The 18,038-nt window shown below is 67.0% G+C and carries 6 protein-coding genes; all 6 read right to left on the bottom strand.

What is annotated here, in order from left to right; translation table 11 throughout:
• Positions 1–549: 549 nt before the first annotated feature.
• From OVA02_RS02540 to OVA02_RS02515, 6 genes are read right to left on the bottom strand one after another with little or no spacing between them, the layout of a single operon-like run.
• Positions 550–2,622 carry a DEAD/DEAH box helicase gene (locus OVA02_RS02540; protein ID WP_267659171.1) on the bottom strand — a complete coding sequence of 691 codons (2,073 nt, stop codon included), beginning with the start codon at positions 2,620–2,622 and terminating at the stop codon, positions 550–552.
• Positions 2,615–3,928, bottom strand: coding sequence for a BREX system ATP-binding protein BrxD (gene brxD / locus OVA02_RS02535; protein ID WP_267659170.1), 1,314 nt, complete (start codon positions 3,926–3,928; stop codon positions 2,615–2,617). Before brxD ends, OVA02_RS02540 begins: the two co-directional genes overlap by 8 nt.
• Positions 3,925–6,600: a BREX-2 system phosphatase PglZ gene (pglZ, locus tag OVA02_RS02530; RefSeq protein WP_267659169.1), complete on the bottom strand. Its 2,676-nt coding sequence runs from the start codon at positions 6,598–6,600 to the stop codon at positions 3,925–3,927. The genes brxD and pglZ overlap by 4 nt, the downstream gene beginning before the upstream one ends.
• Positions 6,597–10,184 (bottom strand): hypothetical protein, encoded by a 3,588-nt coding sequence (locus OVA02_RS02525; RefSeq protein WP_267659168.1) that lies wholly within the window; start codon positions 10,182–10,184, stop codon positions 6,597–6,599. Before OVA02_RS02525 ends, pglZ begins: the two co-directional genes overlap by 4 nt.
• Positions 10,181–13,750 carry a BREX-2 system adenine-specific DNA-methyltransferase PglX gene (pglX, locus tag OVA02_RS02520; RefSeq protein ID WP_267659167.1) on the bottom strand — a complete coding sequence of 1,190 codons (3,570 nt, stop codon included), beginning with the start codon at positions 13,748–13,750 and terminating at the stop codon, positions 10,181–10,183. Before pglX ends, OVA02_RS02525 begins: the two co-directional genes overlap by 4 nt.
• Entirely contained in the window at positions 13,747–17,832 is a 4,086-nt protein-coding gene (locus OVA02_RS02515) for a protein kinase domain-containing protein (protein ID WP_267659166.1), read from the bottom strand. Before OVA02_RS02515 ends, pglX begins: the two co-directional genes overlap by 4 nt.
• Positions 17,833–18,038 lie beyond the last annotated feature (206 nt).

Below are 18,038 nucleotides of genomic sequence, written 5' to 3'. Positions count from 1 at the left end.
CCACATGGCAAGCACCTCGAGCACGGAGGCCACATTGCTGGCCCCGCCCGTGGCGAACTCGATGAAGACAACGACCCCAGTAACCTTTCGTCCCCCACAAAGGCATACCTTTTGGCCTCTAATACAACGATATCGCCCTCGGCTGGTACCGGCACCTCGCCGAGCGAGCGGCGCACTTGCCGGAAATCGACTAGAACCCACTCATCCCTGCCATGTGGAACATCCGCGTCGACGTCGACTCCATGGGGCACTTGGGCACTTTCGAGCGTTCGGACGTGACCGGCCTTCGGTACTCCGGCGATCACCACGTCCACCTGACAAGGAACTAGCTTGCGCGGCTATCCTAAAGGCGGTTCGTTGCCGGGCGTCCCTCTGACGTGATAGAGCGTTGTCGGCGAGAACAACCCGTCGACGCTTTCGGGGCGGTCGGCACGGTCTGCAGCCGAATCGCCAGACGTCACGCCGACGTAGATGCGCGATGATCTCGGCGCCCATGAAGTCAGCTCGTGGCGCCGATGCGCCAGCCTAAACCGCCACACCAAAATCCCATTAGGCCTTCCAATGTCGAACTGCGATTTGTGCCGACGTGACAGCCTCGGCTCCATTTCTGTCGACGAATCGTTCGGCCAACGTCTTTCGCGCCAGCTTCGGCGGGAGTGCCGTGGCGAACTTCAGTCCCTCGACGGCCTCCTCGGGGATAAGAGGCACAACCCCCGCCAGGTCGAGACCGGATAAACCGTTCGTGGGGAAAGCGGACGACAGCAAGATTGTCTCGTTAGTGCTGCGTGCCTGGTACTTAACCGAGAGGGCTGCAGCGAGTGTCTCGTGAGCGCGGAGACCTGCCATTGCCCAAAGAGTGACACCCTTCTCGCCTCGTTCAAGGACGATGCCGCCCGGGTCGACTCGGCCGGCCCATTCCTCGCGAAGTTGCGGAAGCAGCGACTGGGCGCGCTGCGACAGCGTCACGCCGGGGTCAGCGCCGAGCAGGACATCCCGACGGGCGCGGACCATTTCAAAGGACTCCGGGAGCGTGGAGGACGACCAGCGTGTCTTGCCGCGGACGGAGTCTTCCTCAACCTCGACGACGTGACGCTCCCAGTCGACGCTGCGGACGCGCCAGGCGCGGCCAGCGAGCAGCAGCGGTTTCTCACCTCGGAGTACGCCCGTGTTGAGGGAGATTGGTTCGACGGAGCCGATTTGTTTCAGGCCGACCTGCACGACGAGCTCTAGGCCGGAGACGAAGGTGCTCATCAGCTTTAGGAAGTGGCGGCCGCCGAAGGCTTTCTCGGCGGCGGGGCCGATGAAGAGCCAGCCGCCGTCCTCGGCGAGGAATCCCTCCTCCACGAGCCAGTCGAGCACGACCTCACCGTCGGCCATGACCGGGCTCTCTGACCACCATTTGTGCCAGGTTGTCCGGGCGAAGCGGGATTCCTGTAACGCGAGGGCGAGGAACTGCTGCGCCGCGATGTGACGCGGGGACGGCGGCGGCGTTATCGGCTCGACAAAGCCTCTCGTTGAAAGGTGGAGGAGCCCGGCCGCGCGAAGGAATGTCTCGTGCTCCGTGGCTAGGAAAAGTGCGTTTCGCGATGTACCCGCGCGGCGACCAGTGCGCCCGAGCCGCTGCAGAAGCGAGCCGACGGACCGAGGCGAGTCGATCTGGATCATCCGGTCGAGGTCGCCGATGTCGATTCCGAGCTCCAGCGTGGAGGTCGAGACGATGACACAGTCGCGAGCCTCGGCGAAGGCGCGCTCCGACTGCCTTCGCTCATCGAGGGACAGCGACGAGTGGGAGATGAAGACGGTGACGCCCTGCTCGCGCAGGTCGAACGAGACCTGTTCGGCCTGTGCACGTGACTCGCAGAAGACGAGCCGCTTCTCGCCACGGTGCAAGGAGGAGATCACCAGCGCGGCATTCGTTAGCGACCCGACGTAGTCGAGGGTGATGTCTGGCGCCGCAGGCGGGTCACCTGCCACAACGACCTGTCCGGCGCCTGCAGTTGCATTGGAGCCCTGGTACCAGGCGAGCACCTCCGTCGGGTTCCCAAGCGTCGCGGAGAGGCCGACCCGCTGAATGTGGTCGGACGCGACCCGCTGCAGCCGCTCCAACACAGCTACGAGGTGCCAGCCGCGGTCAGAGGCGGCGAAGGCATGGATCTCGTCAGCGATCACCACATGGAGCCCGCGGAAGAGCAGGCGGTGATCGATCCGGCGCGAGACGAGCATCGCCTCCAACGACTCCGGGGTGGTGAGAAGGATGTCCGGCGGTTCGCTGAGGATGGTGCGACGGTCGCCGTCACCAACGTCGCCATGCCACAGCGCGACGCTGCGGCCCAGCCAGGCCGTGTACTGCTCTAGCCGTGGCAGCAAGTTGTTGAGCAGCGCCTTGAGCGGAGCGACGTAGATGACACTGAGGCCGACCCAACCCTCTTCGACCATCCGAGTCAGCACGGGAAACAACGCCGCCTCGGTCTTGCCGCCCGCTGTCGGGGCGATCAGGAGACAGTCGTCGCCGGAGAGCACGGGCTGAATAGCCGCCCGCTGAAGGGGCCGGAGGTCATTCCAGCCGAGCGTGTTCGCAACGTGATACTCGAGCGAGGGGCTCAGCGCCGCGACCTCAGACATCGAGCTTGATTTCGTCGACCCCGCCCACGGCTGCGCGCTCGTCATCGTTCAGCTCGGCATCCGCGACGGCGACGCGGCCAGCATCCTCGGGGATGTAGTCCGGGAACTGTTCGACCTTGTCGAGGATGTCGATGAGTTTCCGCAGGTAGAGCCGCGGCGCGATCCCGACTCGACCGCCGAGCCTGCCTGCCACGGTATCGGCGAGGACGCCGAGATAGTCGTCGCCGATTAGGGTCTCGATCCGGTCAGCCACCGGGCTGCCGGTCAAGTAGATGTCGCGGACACGCTGCCCTAGCTCAAGCAGACTGTCGCGCTGAAAACCGAGGAGTCGCACCTGCGGCGCGCGCGGGTTGTCGAAGCGCGGGTCACCGCTGAAATCGACGCCGATTCGCGCGGCAAGGGGCGGCAGTCGCTGCACGCCCTGGGTGCCATCGTAGAAGGCAGGGGTGCCGGTGATGAGAACAAAGAGGCCAGGGAAGCGACCTGCGTCAACCTCGTCGAGGAGCTGGCGCAATGCGTTGAGGGACTTCTCGCGCACGTCACTGCGTACCCGCTGGAGGGTCTCGACCTCGTCGAGGACAAGCACGAGTCCGCGATAGTCAGAGTCCCGGAGGACGGCGAGAAGCCCCTGAAGGAATCCGAATGCACCAAAGTGATCGAGCTCACCGCGGATGCCCGCGGACTGGCGGACACGGGCGGCAACGTGCGGCTGTCCGGCCAGCCATGCGGCCAATCCGTCGGAGGTCTCGATGTCCCCGGAAAGGGTCGCCACGTGATAGCCACGGAGTGCGGCGGCGAACGCTGGTGCGGTCCGAGATACGACGGTGAGTCGCTGCTCCAGCAAGTCAGTCGCACGGCGGGACACTTCCGCATGGTCGGCCGCGTCGGCCCCAGCAGCGATCACGTCCTCTTCCAGGACTCGGAGCCAGCCGTCGATCACTTCGCGGAAGGCGCTCGGCGCGGTCGACTCAGTGGCGAGGCTTTCGGTAAGACGCCGGTACACGGTCTCGAGCTTGTGCAGCGGCGTCTCGGTCTCGGAGATCTGCACTTCCGCGGTGGCGAAGCCTCGCTGCTTCGCGGTCTCCGTGAGCCAGCGGGCGAAGAAGGTCTTACCGGCGCCGTACTCACCGCGGACCGCCTTGAACACGGCGCCGCCGTCGGCGACGACGTCGAGCTCGGCGAACAGCGTGCGCTCGAAGCGCTCCAGTCCGACGGCCATGACATCGAGGCCCCGCCGCGGCACGGTACCGCGGCGAAGGGCGTCGATGATTTCGCGGCGGCGGCGCGGGCTGACAGCGACCATCATGCGCTCCCGAGCTCGAACTGCTCGCGGAGCAGCTCGCGGTCGAGGACGACGGTGACCCCGTCGGCGTCGAGCTCAATGACGGGATACCCGTCTACATTAAGCACCCGACGGAAGGTCGCGAGAAGGCCGGCAAAGGTGCCGGTCGCGACGCCAGCTGCGGTCGCAAGCGTGTCGCGGTGGGCGCGGCCATTCCCGGCGTCGAGAGCCGAGATGATGATGGAGGCAACGCCGTCGTCGATGGGGTGACGTCCCGCGATGCCGCGCCGAACCTGGTACGTCGGGCTCGCCACGAGTCTCTCGGCGATGCTTCGCGTGGTGGTGGCGGGTGTGGGCTCCGACATTTGCTCGGGGTCGAAGAGCGTCGGGATTCCCGGGTCCGGCTGTTTCGGTGCCTTCACCTTCGGCGCCTTCGCCTTGACCGGCTCGATACTCGCCGGCAACGCAGCACGATTAGGCTCGTTCCACCAGGCCGGCTCCTGCGGCGGAGCCTCGACCCATCCGGTCGGGTCTTCAGCGCCTCGCGGCTTGAGCACGAGGACCGGGATCGTCAGCTCGGCGAGTGACGCGCCACCGTGGTAGCCGGCCTTCTTCGAGGCGTAACGGATGCCGTCGGAGACGGCCAGGACCGCGGAGCCACCCGGTGCGAGCACGCGAGGCCCGGACACCGTGACCTCGTCCGCCTCGGTGGGACCAGATTCGACAGTGCGCCACCGTGCCGATGATTCCGGCACCGAACGGAGCTCGCTCCCTCGCTCGACGATGTGTCCGTGGTCGGACGTCAAGATGACGATCCGCCCCGCGGTATCGGCCGCGGCGAGCAGGGCTTCGAGGTTCGCCACGGACCGCAGGCTCCAGCGAAGTGCGTCGACGTCGGCGCTGGCGAGCGCGTCGTCGATGGTGTTGAGGACGGCGCCGACGATCTTTCGGCCGGGATCGGCGATGGTGTCCGCGACCGCGGGCGGGAGTGAGTGACCGGCTTCGGATCGCAGGTCGTCCTTGTGGAAGACGATACCGTTGACGGCCGCCGCGAATCTGGACTTCTCGATCTGCTGGTTCCCGGCAAACAGCTCTCCGGCGAAGAGGGAAGTTCGGGAGTACTCCGTGATCGTCGGCAGCGCGGCAAGTGCCACAATCCGTCGGCGTCGATCGGCACGCACAAGCTCGCTCCACCCGGCCGCCGAGAGCTCGGCAGCGAGCTCGATCGCGGTCGGCGCGCTCATCCCATCGAGCACGATGAGCAGGACTCGCTCTTCGGCCGCCACCGGCACGACGAGGTCGGCGAGCAGGCGCTCGACCGGTGTCGCCCCGGAGCCGAAGGGCGGCGCACCGGTGAGCAGCGAAGCCGCACCGGCGTCGTCACGATGGCGGACGACCTGCACGGCGTGGGCGAGGGACTTGTACGCGGTGGCGAGTCCGCGGTCGGAGTCGCCGTCCCAAAGGTCGCCGAGGGCGCGCTCTGCCCATGCCCCGTCGGACCCGTACTGCTGGATCGCCATGTCGATCGTCTGCGCGGTTGCGTGGGGAGCCGCCAGCCAGCGGGCGAGCCGGGCAGTCATCCGGGCGGTCGGCAACGATCGGTCAAATAGAGATCGAGCGCCGTGTGTCTCGACGGCCTCCAGCCCGACATCGACGGCGCGGGAGGATGCGACGCTCGGGGTCGAGGCTGCAGCCTCAATCGCCGCGGCGAACTGCTTGATTCGTGCCCGGAGACCCGCCGGGAGGAAGGCGGACGCGGCGGCGCTTTCGGCCCATCCGAGGTCCGTGCAGATCGCTTCCGCCTGCTCGAAGGTGTCGCGGGCATGGTGGTCGCCGCTCGCGAGCCAGCGTCGGGTTATGAGCTGCGCGGCAGCACCGAACCGGGAAGCCGCAGCGGCGCTGGGGCCGGGACCGACGTAATGCTCTGCTCGCACCCGTGCGGCCGCAGTGGCAGCATCAGTAGCGACGTTGCCACTCGACCAGAGTTCGGCGACGACGAGGCCGACGGCGACGACGGAGACCCGGCCCGGTGCCGTCGCCGCGCGGAGCGCCATGGCTAGGTGCTGGTCGATGTGGGTGCCGACGGCTTTGATGAGGCCGGCGCGGGCGTCGCCATTGAGCTCCGTCAGGCGCGCGCGGACGCCCATGTCGTCGAGGGGGGTGAGCGCGTCGGCGATGTCGAGGTACTCGGGCCGCTCCAGACCGAGCAGCGCGACGAGGATGGAGCGCACGACATGATCGGCGGAAAGGACGCCGCCTGGTGCGGGCGACAAGCCTCGCTCGCGACGCAGCGACCCGAGCAGCCGAGGCACCCAGGGGCCGAGGTCTCGCACCGGCCGGGGGATGTTGCGGTCGCGGGCGCCGAAAATCATCGGCACGGCGTTCCATTCGTCGAGGTCGGTGAGCTTCCCGTGCTCGGATTCGAGTACGACGGCAGTACCGAGCGCTGCCTCGTCGAGGTCAGTGAGCACTGCGACGAACTCGCCCTTGCCGGCCGCACGCATCGCGTCGAGTGCAGCGAGCCCAGAGACGCCTTCGACCACGCGGACGGCGCGCCCCACGACGTCGATGGAGCGGGGACCGGACCAGCTCGGCTGGGCACGGATTAGGATTGTGCGCGCCCTTCGCCGAGGCGCGTTGAGCCACGCCGCCAGATGGTCCCGCAGCGCAGCCTCGGTCGCCTTCGGTGCTGTCACGACTCGTCGACCTGCCAGGTGATCGTAACCGCGCCGGACTCGCCGACCTCGGCGATGATCTCGGCCTGGAGCTGCTGCAGTAGCGTGTCGAGGTCGGCGACGGCAAAACTACGGGTGTGGGCACCGCGCGAGGTCGGGGTCCGCGTGGGCTGCACAGGGCGAGGTTGCGCCTGCACCACGAGGGCGCGCGCCTTTGCCGCCACATCGCGCAGGCGTGACTCCAACGGCATCACCGATTCGTCGAGTTGCGCGGCTTCCTGAAGGGCAGTCAGCGCCGCATCGAATCCGGCGTCGCTACGGGCACGGGCCGCGTCGATCATGCCCCAGTCGAGGCCGGTTACTTCCCGGACGAGTCGCTCGGCGCTGCCGTGCGCACTGCCGTGCGGCGTAAGCACGTCCGGCAGATCGAAAGTCGCGAGCGTCTCGACGAGCGCCTTGTCCTCACGGGCGCCTGCAACCGCCCGCACCACGTCGGCGACTCGCTTGGCGGTGGCGAGACGACCGGTCGCCGCGACCCCCTCGATGCCGAGGACGGCGGCGTGCGCCTCGAGCGCCACCGCAAAATCGGCGACCTTCGAGCTGATCGCCTGGTTGCGGAGTGCCCCGGCCCAGCGGCTGACGGCGCGCGGGGTGAGGTTCGTCTCGGGGGCGACGCCGAAGATCGCCCCGGCGCGGTCCTTCGCCGTCGACCAGTCGGTCTCGGCGGGCAGGTTAGCGCGACGGGGTGTCGCTCCGTCGGGGATGTTCCCGACCTGCGGCGCAGCGCCACCGCCGAACTCGCGGTTGTCGAGCAGCGCCCAAAGGATGAGGATCGCGTCCTGCATCGCGGTCGTCATGCCCCACGGCGCGAACTTGGTGCGGAGCGCACCCACCGTGCAGCCAGCGCCAAGCTCCCCTTCCCAACGCGCGAGGTTCGCGCCCCACTTGAAGTGTGCGTTGTCGACGACGAGGACGTTCTCGTTGACGGTGGCGAGCCCGAGCGGGGTGATGAGGTCGCGGGCGACCCGCTGCTCGGCGGCGCTGAGCCCCTGCCGACGGCCGCCCCCTTCCACGGTCTGGGTCACAAGTGTGACCGCCTCGGTGAGCCGCGGCGTACGGACCTCCTCGGCACCGAGGTCTGGATGGTCGGGGAACTCGTTCGCCCATGCGGTTTCCAGTGCGTGCCGGAAGCCGGTGAGGAGGTTGCCGGTGGCTGGCGGCGGGATAGTAAGTCCGGCGGCGAGGGTGCCGAAAATTTCGTTCCCGGCGAGGTCGCTGCCGACGTTCGACTCGTCGGAGGCGTTCACACCGTATGCCTGACGGAGTGCAGCGGTCAGCACGTCGCGTAGCGCGCGGCGTCGCGATTCGAGCGTCTGCCGAGCAGGGCCCCGATCAGTGAGCGGCAGGTGGTCGGCGTTCTGGTCGAAGCGGTTGCCGGTGAGCAGGTACTCGAGGATGACGAGGTCTCCGAGGTCCTTCTGCCGGGCGTCCGAGAGGAAGTTCGGGATCCACGCGATCGTGTTTGCCGACCGCCCGCCTTCACGGAGCTTGCGGAGCCGCGCCACGTCGTCGGCGGGGCTATGGCTGCCGGAGTCATAGGGGAAATCGATGACCGCCCGCCACTCGGTGTCGTTGTGAATGAGGTTGCTGTCGAGCACGTCGGTGTCGTCCCGCACGTTCCCGAACTTCACGGTGACGGTGCGCTTGTGGCCGCGCCAGACGTGGTCGAGGGTGCGACCGACGAGGTTATCCGGCGGCAGGCCGAGCTCGTCGGCGATGAGTTTGCGGACGAGCTCGCGCCGGGTCTGCTGGTTGTCCTCAGTGCGCACGCGGTCCAGGATCGAGTCGTAGTCGACGCCGCTCAGCGTCGCGGTGATGATCGGGTCGGCGCCGTCGCCGATGGTGATTTCGCCGAACTCGCTCGCCCAGGCCCTCGCGCGGGCGAGCGCATCCTCTGCCTCGCTGCCAGGGATGAAGGCGTCGATGGTGCCCCAGTTCAGCGCCGCGAGTTTCGCTGCGGTAAGGTTCGCCAGCGACTTCGCCTCGGGGGCAAGCGCCGCGAGGAGTACGGTCTTCGCGAGGCGGTCCTCGGTGACGTAGGCGTGGTTCCGTGGCAGGGTGACAACCTGCTCCTCGGGGACCCCGTGCTTGCGGAGCAGGTAGGGCTGCAGCTTCGTCCGGTAGAAGCGGGCGGAGATGGTGAAGTGCTGCTTCATGTCGTCGGTGAGCGGCTGCGATCCGCCGAGCACGACGGGCGCGTAGAGGTCGCCGACAGGGATTACATCGCGGGCGAGCAGGCTGTCGCGGCCGTCGCTGAGCAGCTCAGCCATGAGCTTCAGGGCGGTGCGCTCGCGCTGCATGAGGCTGGAGAGCGCGACCATCGTGTCGACGAGCGAGGGTGAGAACGGATACACGTTCGCGAACGCCTTCTCGTCGGAGTTTGCTTCGTCAGAGAGCAAGTAGCCCCAGGCGGTGTAGTCGCGCTTCACCTCGGCGACTGCGGTCTCCAGGGTGGCCGCGGCGCCGTCTGACACGGGGCGGAGGAGCCGCTGCTTCACGATCTTCGGGAGGTCGGCGGCCTGGAGCCGGATCTTCGAGAAGCGGTCCTCCCAGTACTGGAAGAGCTGCCCTTGGGCCACCCGTTGGGCGCCGGCAACGTGGCTGCCGAGGAAGTCACTGAGCGCGCGCTGACGGGCGAGCAAGGAGGTGATCGGGATGGGGAGGTTCGCGGCGGCGTTCTCTCCGAGCTGCACGACCTTCTCGATCTCGCCCTGCACCCAGCTTTGGTCGCCGAGGTGCTGGCCGAGCCAGAGCACGACTTCGTCGATAAGGAAGACGAGACCCTGGTAGCCGAGCGACTTGGCATGTCCGGTGAGCGCCCGGAGCCCCTCCTTCATGGGGAGCCATTCGGAGGCGCGCACGGCGGCCTGGAAGTAGGCGTCGCGGAGGTCGGCGACGAGCCGGTCGCGATCCGGGTGGCCAGGGGCTTCCGCCGCGGCCGCTTCGAAGGCGGCGGCGTCCCAGGCGCCCTCAAGCTCGCCCCAGCCGCTGTCGCCGCCGCCGAGCCCGTCGAAGAAGGCGTCGTCGCCGATGCGGGCGCGGAGTGACCGCGCGTCGGCAAGGAGTCCGTCACTGGCGTGCAGCACCGGCGCGGACGTGTCAGGGTGGTGCTTGGCTGCCCAATCGAGGTAGCCGGCGAAGATCGCATCCTCGAAGGACTTCGCCCCGAGCAGGTTGTAGTCAAGGACGAGAAGCCGCTGGTCGAGGGTGCTGGTGCGAGAAGCGACGACGGCTTCGAGGCCGGGGATCTGGCGGGCGGCGACGCTGCCGGTGAGCAGCAGGTGGAGCACGGCCATGTAGTGCGACTTGCCGGAGCCGAAAGAGCCGTCGAGGAAGGCGCCTTGCGACTTCTGTCCGCCCAGCGAGCTGCCGACGAGGTCGAGCCCCTCGGCGATGGCCTTCGCGATCGCGTCGGTGACGACGTAGTCCTTGATGGTCTGCTGGTGGCGGGCGACGCCTTCGTCGAGCTTGATGACGAAGTCGGCGGCCTCGACTCGCTCGGGGATGCCGATGAGGTCGCGCAGCGGGCTGTTCAGGTCGGTCATGATGCGCTCTTCCTCCTGCGCGTGGGTGCCGGCGGTCGCCAGGCGACGACTTGATCCCGCCCGAGCCCCAAGCGGCCGAGCAGCGATGTGGTGATCCCGGATACGGCGGTGGCAGGGCTGACGCCCGAGCGGGCGTCGATGTCATGGTGCCACTGCTTCAGCCACGGTTCGAGCTCCAGCAGCACCCCAACCAGAGGGATGGTCTGCTCATCGTGCGAGCCTGCGCGGCTGAGGTCGTTCGCGAGGCGGGCGACAGCCTGGCCGCGTTCGCCGTGGTCCCAGCCGGCCCAGCCGTAGAGCTCGGTGGTGTCCTCGGGCAGGCGGGAGCCCGGGAAGGCGATGAACCGCTCCCTCGGCACGTCGAGCTTGCCGCGCGCGGACCAGTACGACGTCTTGAGAAAGTCGCCTTGCGCGTACTTCGGTGGTACGGGAACATCGACCCGCTCGCCGGAGTCCTCGGCGCGCTGCAGCTCCCAGGTGCGCTCCCACGCCCGGAACTTCTCGATGCCGGACTCCTTGTAGCGCAGCACCGCGAGCCCGGGCACGGCGTCCCCGGCAAGCAACTTGCCGACCTCCGCATGGAGGTCGTAGTCCTGAGTGCCGAGGCGGATGCTCAGTAGTTCGCGGAAGGCGTCGTCGCGACGCAGGTCGTCGGCGACCTGCGCGACGGAACGCACCAGCGGGACGCCACGCCCATCGCGCCACAGCTCGGGCGCTTCGAGCCGGTCGAGCAGCGCCTCGACGGCCGCCTTGGCGACGAGCTGCTTCCAGGTCGCGCCGGCCCAGCGGCGCTTGTACTCGGGGCGCTCCAGCATGTTTATGAAGCCGGACTCGGCCGCATCGTAGCGCGCCCGCCAAAGGTCGTTCCAGGCCTGAGAGCCCGAGTTCGGGGCCTCTGTCACTGGCGTGCGCCCGTGCCGGTCGAACCACGCCGACTGCTCGCTTCCTTCCGCGAGCGCGCGTGCGAGCCTCACCTCGAAGGGCCGTTCGCTTGGCTCGATCATCACGATCTCCGGTTCGGAGGGTGCCAAAGCCCTGTCCACGAGGCCATACGCCGCATAGACCTGCCAGTCGAGCTCCTCCTGGAGGGCGACCATCGTGCGTCGGGCGTCATTCCAGCGATGTTGAGCTGCGATCAGCGCTGAGCGGCCCTCGGAGACGACAGCTGCCGGTCCCTCATCCAAAAGTAGTCGCGCGAGCAGATCGACTCGACGAGCTAGGCCGCTCGGGAGTGTTTGCGGTAGCGGGTACGCGCCCACCTTCGTCGAGTTGAACTGATACGTGTCGAATGACGGGTCGCCGGTAACGCGCGCGCCCTTCGAGTCCGTCGAATTTCCTTTATTGTGCGCTACTTGGCGCAGCCAAAAGAGCGCTGTCGACGAGTTGAGGACCCCAAGTAGGCCCAGGTAGTCGTCTTCAGACGCGTCGTTCGGCAGTTTGATAATCGGTGCCGTCTGCTTAAACACCTCCCCGCCGCGATTGAGAACGAAGTGGTTATGGGTCGCCACCTCCGCAAAAGTGATCGCAGGTCTACTGTCAGCGGCCCAGTGAGTGAACTGCATGTACTCCGTCCATCGCAACCCGGCGTCAGCCATGGTGCCTTGGAATGTGGCACGTGCGGCCAACAGGGACCGCCACGGCCACAACACTTGATCGACGAGACTTGTTGGGAGCAGTTGCTCGCTATAAGGGAACACAATCTGCTCGGTCCCGTGATCGCCCCAATCTCGCACGCCATCGCCGACCACGAAGTGCCGGTAGTAGGGGTATATGTTGCGCTCGCGTGCTAGCGGGCGAGGACGCATGAAGGCATCGTCGGCCCCCGCTCGAACTGCACCGCCAATTTGGGCCCCGGTAGCGACGATTAGTGAGCGAACTCCCGGACCCGACTCGATATGTTGTTGAAGATCCCCTGCGCCACCGCCCGAAAGGGACCATGGATGGGCAGCGAAGAGCGCTCGCTCGATATCGGAAATTGTGACATGGGGTCCATCGAACGTGATATCGCCAACGTGATCGACGATCTCGCGCCACACGACACCCCGAGCGGGATCTGCAGGCTGGGTCGGCTCGCCGCGAACGCTGAGCACCGCTCGGATATTCGTCGTTACCGGCTTACGACGCCGACCAATCAGAACAACAGTCGGTGTGCCGTGGCCGGGAATGTAGGCGCCAGAAGTATCGATGATGTGGGTCAAGTCCACTCGCGTGCCGAGATCAACTCCAGACAGGAACTGCTCGATCAGCTTCTTGCCGAACTCCCGCTTCATGAACGAGTTGGAGGTGATCTGTCCGACGTAACCGGCAGCAGCTCCGCCATCCGGTTTCAGGGCCAGCCGAAAGAACAGTTCCATGAATGGCACGGACAGTGCATATGTACCGGCGCATGTTGAGTACATCTCCCGATACCGCTGGTTAAGAGCCCGATCCTTTATAGTGATGTATGGCGGGTTGCCGACAACTACGTGATATTGCCCGGGTCGAAGGATATCCGCGTGCTGTTGGAGGTCCTCGACTGAATACTCGAACTCCTTCTCGTCTCCGAGGTCGAAGCCGAGCTGCACCGACTGCCCACCAAGCAATGAGTCGCCGATCGCGACGTGATAATGGAAGGCCGGCGCAGCGACGAGTGTCTTTGTTCCGGCGGCCTCTATCGCGGCGACGGTGAGGCGGAACCGGGCGATGGCGGCGGCGAAGGGGTTGAGATCAACGCCGTGGATCGAGTCGAGGGCGCGCTGCACCCGCTCGCCGAGATCGACATTCGGTGCGGCCGCCGCCCACCCCTTCACGAGCCGGTCGAAGGCGCCGAGCAGGAAGTGGCCGGAGCCGCAGGTCGGGTCGATGAGCTTAAGCCCGGCGAGGCCGAACTCGGCGATTGCCGGGGTGAGTGTGAGGTCGAGGATGAACTCCTCGACGAAGACCGGGGTCTGCAGCAGCGCGTAGGTCTTCTTCGCATACTGGGAAAGGTCCTGGTACAGGTCGCCGAGGAAGCGGGTGTCGAACTCCGCGTCGCTGAAGTCGTGCACAAGCTCGCCTGCCGGCGTCGTGTGGCGGAAGAACCTCAACAGATCATCGGAGGCGGTTGCCGAGATCCGGGCGTGCCACACCGGCGAGTGGTCCGGGTCGACGAGTGGCCGGCCGGCCGGCAGGGAGGCGAGCGTGCGGAACGCCTGGTGCAGCCAGTCACGGCTCGTCATCGTCGGTGATGCCGCGTAGAACGCGGTCTCGTTCTCCACCGCGCGCTCCAGGCCTTCACCGGGTGCCGCGATCCAAGGGAGTGCCACCCGTCGGCCGTCAAGTTCGGCACCAGCAAGAAGGCCATTATCCTCGGCGAAGCGGATGAACACCGTCGCGATGATCCAGGCGACCGCTGCCTGCGACACCTCGCCGTCACGCCACTCGATCCAGGCCAGGCCAGTGCGCTCCTTCGCCTTAGCACGGTCGTACTCGTCGTGCAGGCGTCCGCCCCAGTCGGTCGACGAGTCCTCGGCGCGAACCTTGAGGTCGGCCTCCAGGGCCTTGAGGACCTGCTTGAGGTCGGAGAGCAGAGCAGCGGAATCGATCACGTCGTGGGCGCCTTCCGGGTGGGCAGCTCTGTGGGAGCGGTCACCCTGGTCGAGTCGGAGGATTCAGCAGGCTCGAATGCGTCGAGGCTCAGCTCGAGCCAGCCGTCCGCGCCAAACGGCATCGGGACGCCGTCCAGGTCCGGGGTGCCACCGGAGAGCGGCCTCGGCAGCAGGAACCATCGGGCGGCCGCGCGCGGCGTCGCGAGGTCCGTCACCGTCGCGAGGAGGTCGACGAGGCCGAAGCGAGCGAACACGGCGGCGTTCATAAAGATTGTGGGCTCGGCGATCGCGAGCAAGTTCGTCCAGGCGGGGATGATCGCCTCCCGCCCAAGGCGCTCCAGGTTCTTCCGACCGCGCGAGTCGGCCGGTTCGCCATCCGCCTTCAGAACCGTGGGCCAGTCCACCTTCTTCGCGGTCGCCGTCGACTTCAGTGACTCGATTGCGACGTCGGCGAGATCGACGACGGTGAGACCATGCTCCTTCGCCAGTCTTGCCGTCGAGGTGAGCAGGCTCTGCTTGCGCGGGACGACAAGGGTCAGGGCGGCACGGTCGCGGATCGACGCCTTGAGCTTTGCGGCGATGGTCGGGTCCTCCGCAGGCCGGCCCCAGGTCGTCGCGGAGTTCGTGTGCGAAAGCGAAATCGTGTCGATGGCCCGCGTGACGAACTTGCCCGCCGCCTCCTGCCACTCCAGATGCGGCATCGCGGCCTTGACCGGGGCATCGAGTGCCGGGAGGCCAGGGACACCGGACACCTCCGGGAATCGAGCTCGGACTCTCTGCTCGATCGTCTGCACGGCGAGCTCGCGCGTCGGCGCGCCCCGGAGGGCCAGCTCGACCGCCTTCGCTGGGTCCAGATCAGACCGATACACCTCGCCCATCGACGAGAGACGGCCGCGTTCCGACAGGCCAACGGCAAGCTGCACGAGCCTCGTGTCTGACACACGCAGCGGTGGAGCGCCGGACCTGAGGAGCTCATCCCGCAATCTGGAGCTGGAGACGATCTCCTGCTGGCCGAGGAGCTGATCGATCACGCCGCCGAAGTGGAGCAGTGCCTCGAGGTGCAATTCCGCCTCATCGAAAGTGAGGCCAGTCTCGTCTTCGGGGGCGAAGGCGACCGCCGTCTTCGACCGATCGCGGGTCGCCTGGAAGACGAATAGTGGCTCGCGCGATCGGCTGTCAAGTTCGAGCACCGAGCGGGTCACGGCGATCGCGGCGCCGGTACGCTGAGGGTCGTTCAGTGTCGATCCGTACTCCCGCAGCAGGCGCCGCTGGATTTCATCGAGCGTCGCGAGGTAGCCGAGCTCACGTACCCAGCGCGCCACGTCCTCAGTCACCACCTTCAGCGTCTGGTTCTTCTTAACTCGCTTGTAGCGGTCCTCTGAGGTCTCGTCCTGCTTCACCGAGATCGTCGCAATGAACTTTTCCACGGCGCGGCGTCCTGGGACCTCGGCGGTGAAATTGTGTTCCGCGGTCGTCGCGGCGAGACGGTGCCGCCACTCCCGGATGCGCCCCTGAATCTCGCGACGGACCTGCTCACCGAGTCCGCGGATCTGGTTGATTTGCATCGGCGGGACCCCGAGCAGCTCCCCGACAGTCGTCGCACGGAGGCGGGCGAGTGCCGAGAGGGCGCGGGCGCTGAGCCCCGCCTCGGCGAGCGGCGTCGGCTCGGTGGCCGCCGCCGCCTTCGCATCGTTCGCCTCGACGTCGAGGTCGGCCGCCGCACCGGCGAGCGAGGCGACCCACGCCTTCCGCATCGCGTCGAGGCTCGCGTGCCGGTCGGCCTGTTTCGGTGCGAGCGCCGTTCGGAAGAACGCGACGAGCCCGTCCGCGATCGCCGCATCGAACATGCCCGGCTGGACAATCGGCGCGTCCGACGCCGAGGTTGGCGCGTCGCCCTGCTCCCACCAGATCGGGTCGCCCGTAGCCAGCTCGAACAGCGTCGCGGCGATGGCGAAGCGTTCCGCGGCACTGTCGTACTGGCGGGTCGGGCCAAGGTACGGATCAAGGTACGGCTTGGAGCCCGAGCGAATGTTCGTCAGCGGTTCCTCCGCAAGGGAGAAGTCGAAGAGTGTCAGGTGCGGCTTGCGTGTTCCCGGGTCCGGCTTCACCGCGAGGTTTGAGGGCTTGATATCGCGATGGAACACCCCCCTCGATTCCAGGTGCGCGACCGCGTCGAACAAGTCGAGGGCGTAGCGCTCGAGCTGCTCGATCGTCGCCTTGCCCTCCAGGCGGATGCGATCAGCGATCGTCTCAAGACCCGCATCGGACATCAGCAGGCCCTGACGCGTGCCGACCGCGACCGGGCCGTCGAGTCGCTTGACGATCCGCGGGTGGTCGAGGCGGTCGAGGATCTCTGCTTCGACTGCGAGGCGGGCCGCAGCGGCATCGTCCTTGGCGAGCTTCAAGATGACGTACTCGAAGTCTCGCTCGTAGTCCGTGACCTCGAGCGCGACGCCGGTCGATCCAGATCCGCGGCGCTTGATGATCTCGAAGCGCTCCCCGACGATGTCACCGACGGAGGCGTCGAGTGGGTCGATCGTCGTACGCTCTGGCTTGGGCCACACCTCAGCCCTCACGACGGCGCGCGCACGCGCAAACTCATCAACGAACTCGGCGACGCCGAGCGTGCGCTGCCCCTCCTCGAACGCGGTTGCGTCGATGACGACCCGCGCGTATTCATCAGCGAGCTCTGGCAACACAGCGCGCGGGTCGATGCCCTTCGCATCGCTGGCGACAAGCTCCTGGAGGGCAAGAAGATTTGCTGCTGGCGACCTACCGGTGAGAATGAGCGCGCCGAGAGCGCCGACGCCGTAGACGTCGAGCGTCTGCGAGGACGCCGGCGTCTGCCCGCGAAGGGTCTCCGGCGCGAGGTAGAGGAGGGCTTCCTGCTCGACGTGCCCTATGACGTCAGTGACACCGCGGGAGATTTCTGTCGATGTGGTCGTCACGCCGCCTGGCCGGCGGGCGAGATCCCAGTCCCGGATGCGGAGACTCGGGGCTGCATCCGGCGTGACCTTCACACGCACGCTCACTGGTGACAGTGCACGGTGAGTAAGCCGCTGACTGTGGGCGAATCGGACGAGCTCGGCGAGGTCCTGGACGAATCGTTCGCGGTCCTCGTAGGTAAGAATCTCTGCGTTCGCTTCCAGGTACGCGCCGAGGCTCATCTCGTCGGGATCGTAGGCGAAGACAAGTGCTGGACCCTCCTCGGGAGTCAGTAGGTCGAGGGGGCCGATGATGCCTGGGTGCGTCATCCCGAACGTGAGCTGGAACTCGCGACGCGCGCGGACATCGACCGCATGCTGAATGTCTCGGCTCGCGCCCTTCGAGTAGGGGAAAAGACGGATGCGCCGCTTTACCTTCGCTTGCGGGTGCGTGACGAGGAAATCTTGCCACCCAGGACCTTCGCCAAGGGGCTCGCCGACGTCGAGGGAGAATTGGCCGATCATGCGCTGCTTTGGGCGGGGCATGAGGCCGAGGGCGTCCATGAGCTTGTCGATCAGGTTCGCTCGGGGCTTATCAATCGCGGTGTTACGGCGCTGGGTGAGGAGGCCCGTGGCGTTGCGGTCGGGTGCGAGTCCCTGCACATTGAAACCATCGAGCGCCCACACCGACTCGGCTCCGAACTGATCCAGGCGCAGCTTTGAGTCGCGCCCGTGCATGACGACCGCCTCGCTAACGTAGGGGACGGTGCCTTGCGGCACATTCGCCGCCCGAGCGAAGTCCTTCAACACACTGGCGAGCCGCTTTGCCTTCGCGTTCGCGAGGAGTCTCGGATTGTTCTCGGTGCGCCCTGCGTGGTGCCAGGTCGACTGGTTCCCGCTGATCTCGCCATGCCAACCCTTAAGCTCAACCACGATCAGGCCGGTCTTCGTCAGGACGAGCGCATCGACCTCGTTCAGCCTTCCCTCGGGATCCGTGAAAGTCAGGTTGGTCCACGCGCGAGCGATGCCGTCGTCCGGCAGGAGGTCACGAAGTTTCTCCAGCGCCTCTGCCTCCTGGGCCTGCGCCGGCTCTCCGAGGGCACGCCACAGCCGCGAATCTGCCCGCACCTGCGCCTCCCATCGCTCGGCGGGCCGCACCGCCCACCCCCGCGGCAGAGCGTCTGGGACATGAGTCGCGGGTGAAAGCAGCCTAGCGGGGGCATCGGGCACATAACGGCCGCAACCCTCGCTCCGCATTGCACCGCTGACGGGCCGACTCGTCGCGGGACCGCCTCGTCTGCAGTTCGGAGCGGTGCTTTCGTCGACCTGAAGATGCTCCCGGAGGTTCCCTCTCCAGAGGCATG

Origin of the sequence: Frigoribacterium sp. SL97 (assembly GCF_026625765.1) — a bacterium.
Taxonomy (GTDB): Bacteria; Actinomycetota; Actinomycetes; order Actinomycetales; family Microbacteriaceae; genus Frigoribacterium.
This window is presented reverse-complemented; position numbering and strand designations above follow the sequence as displayed.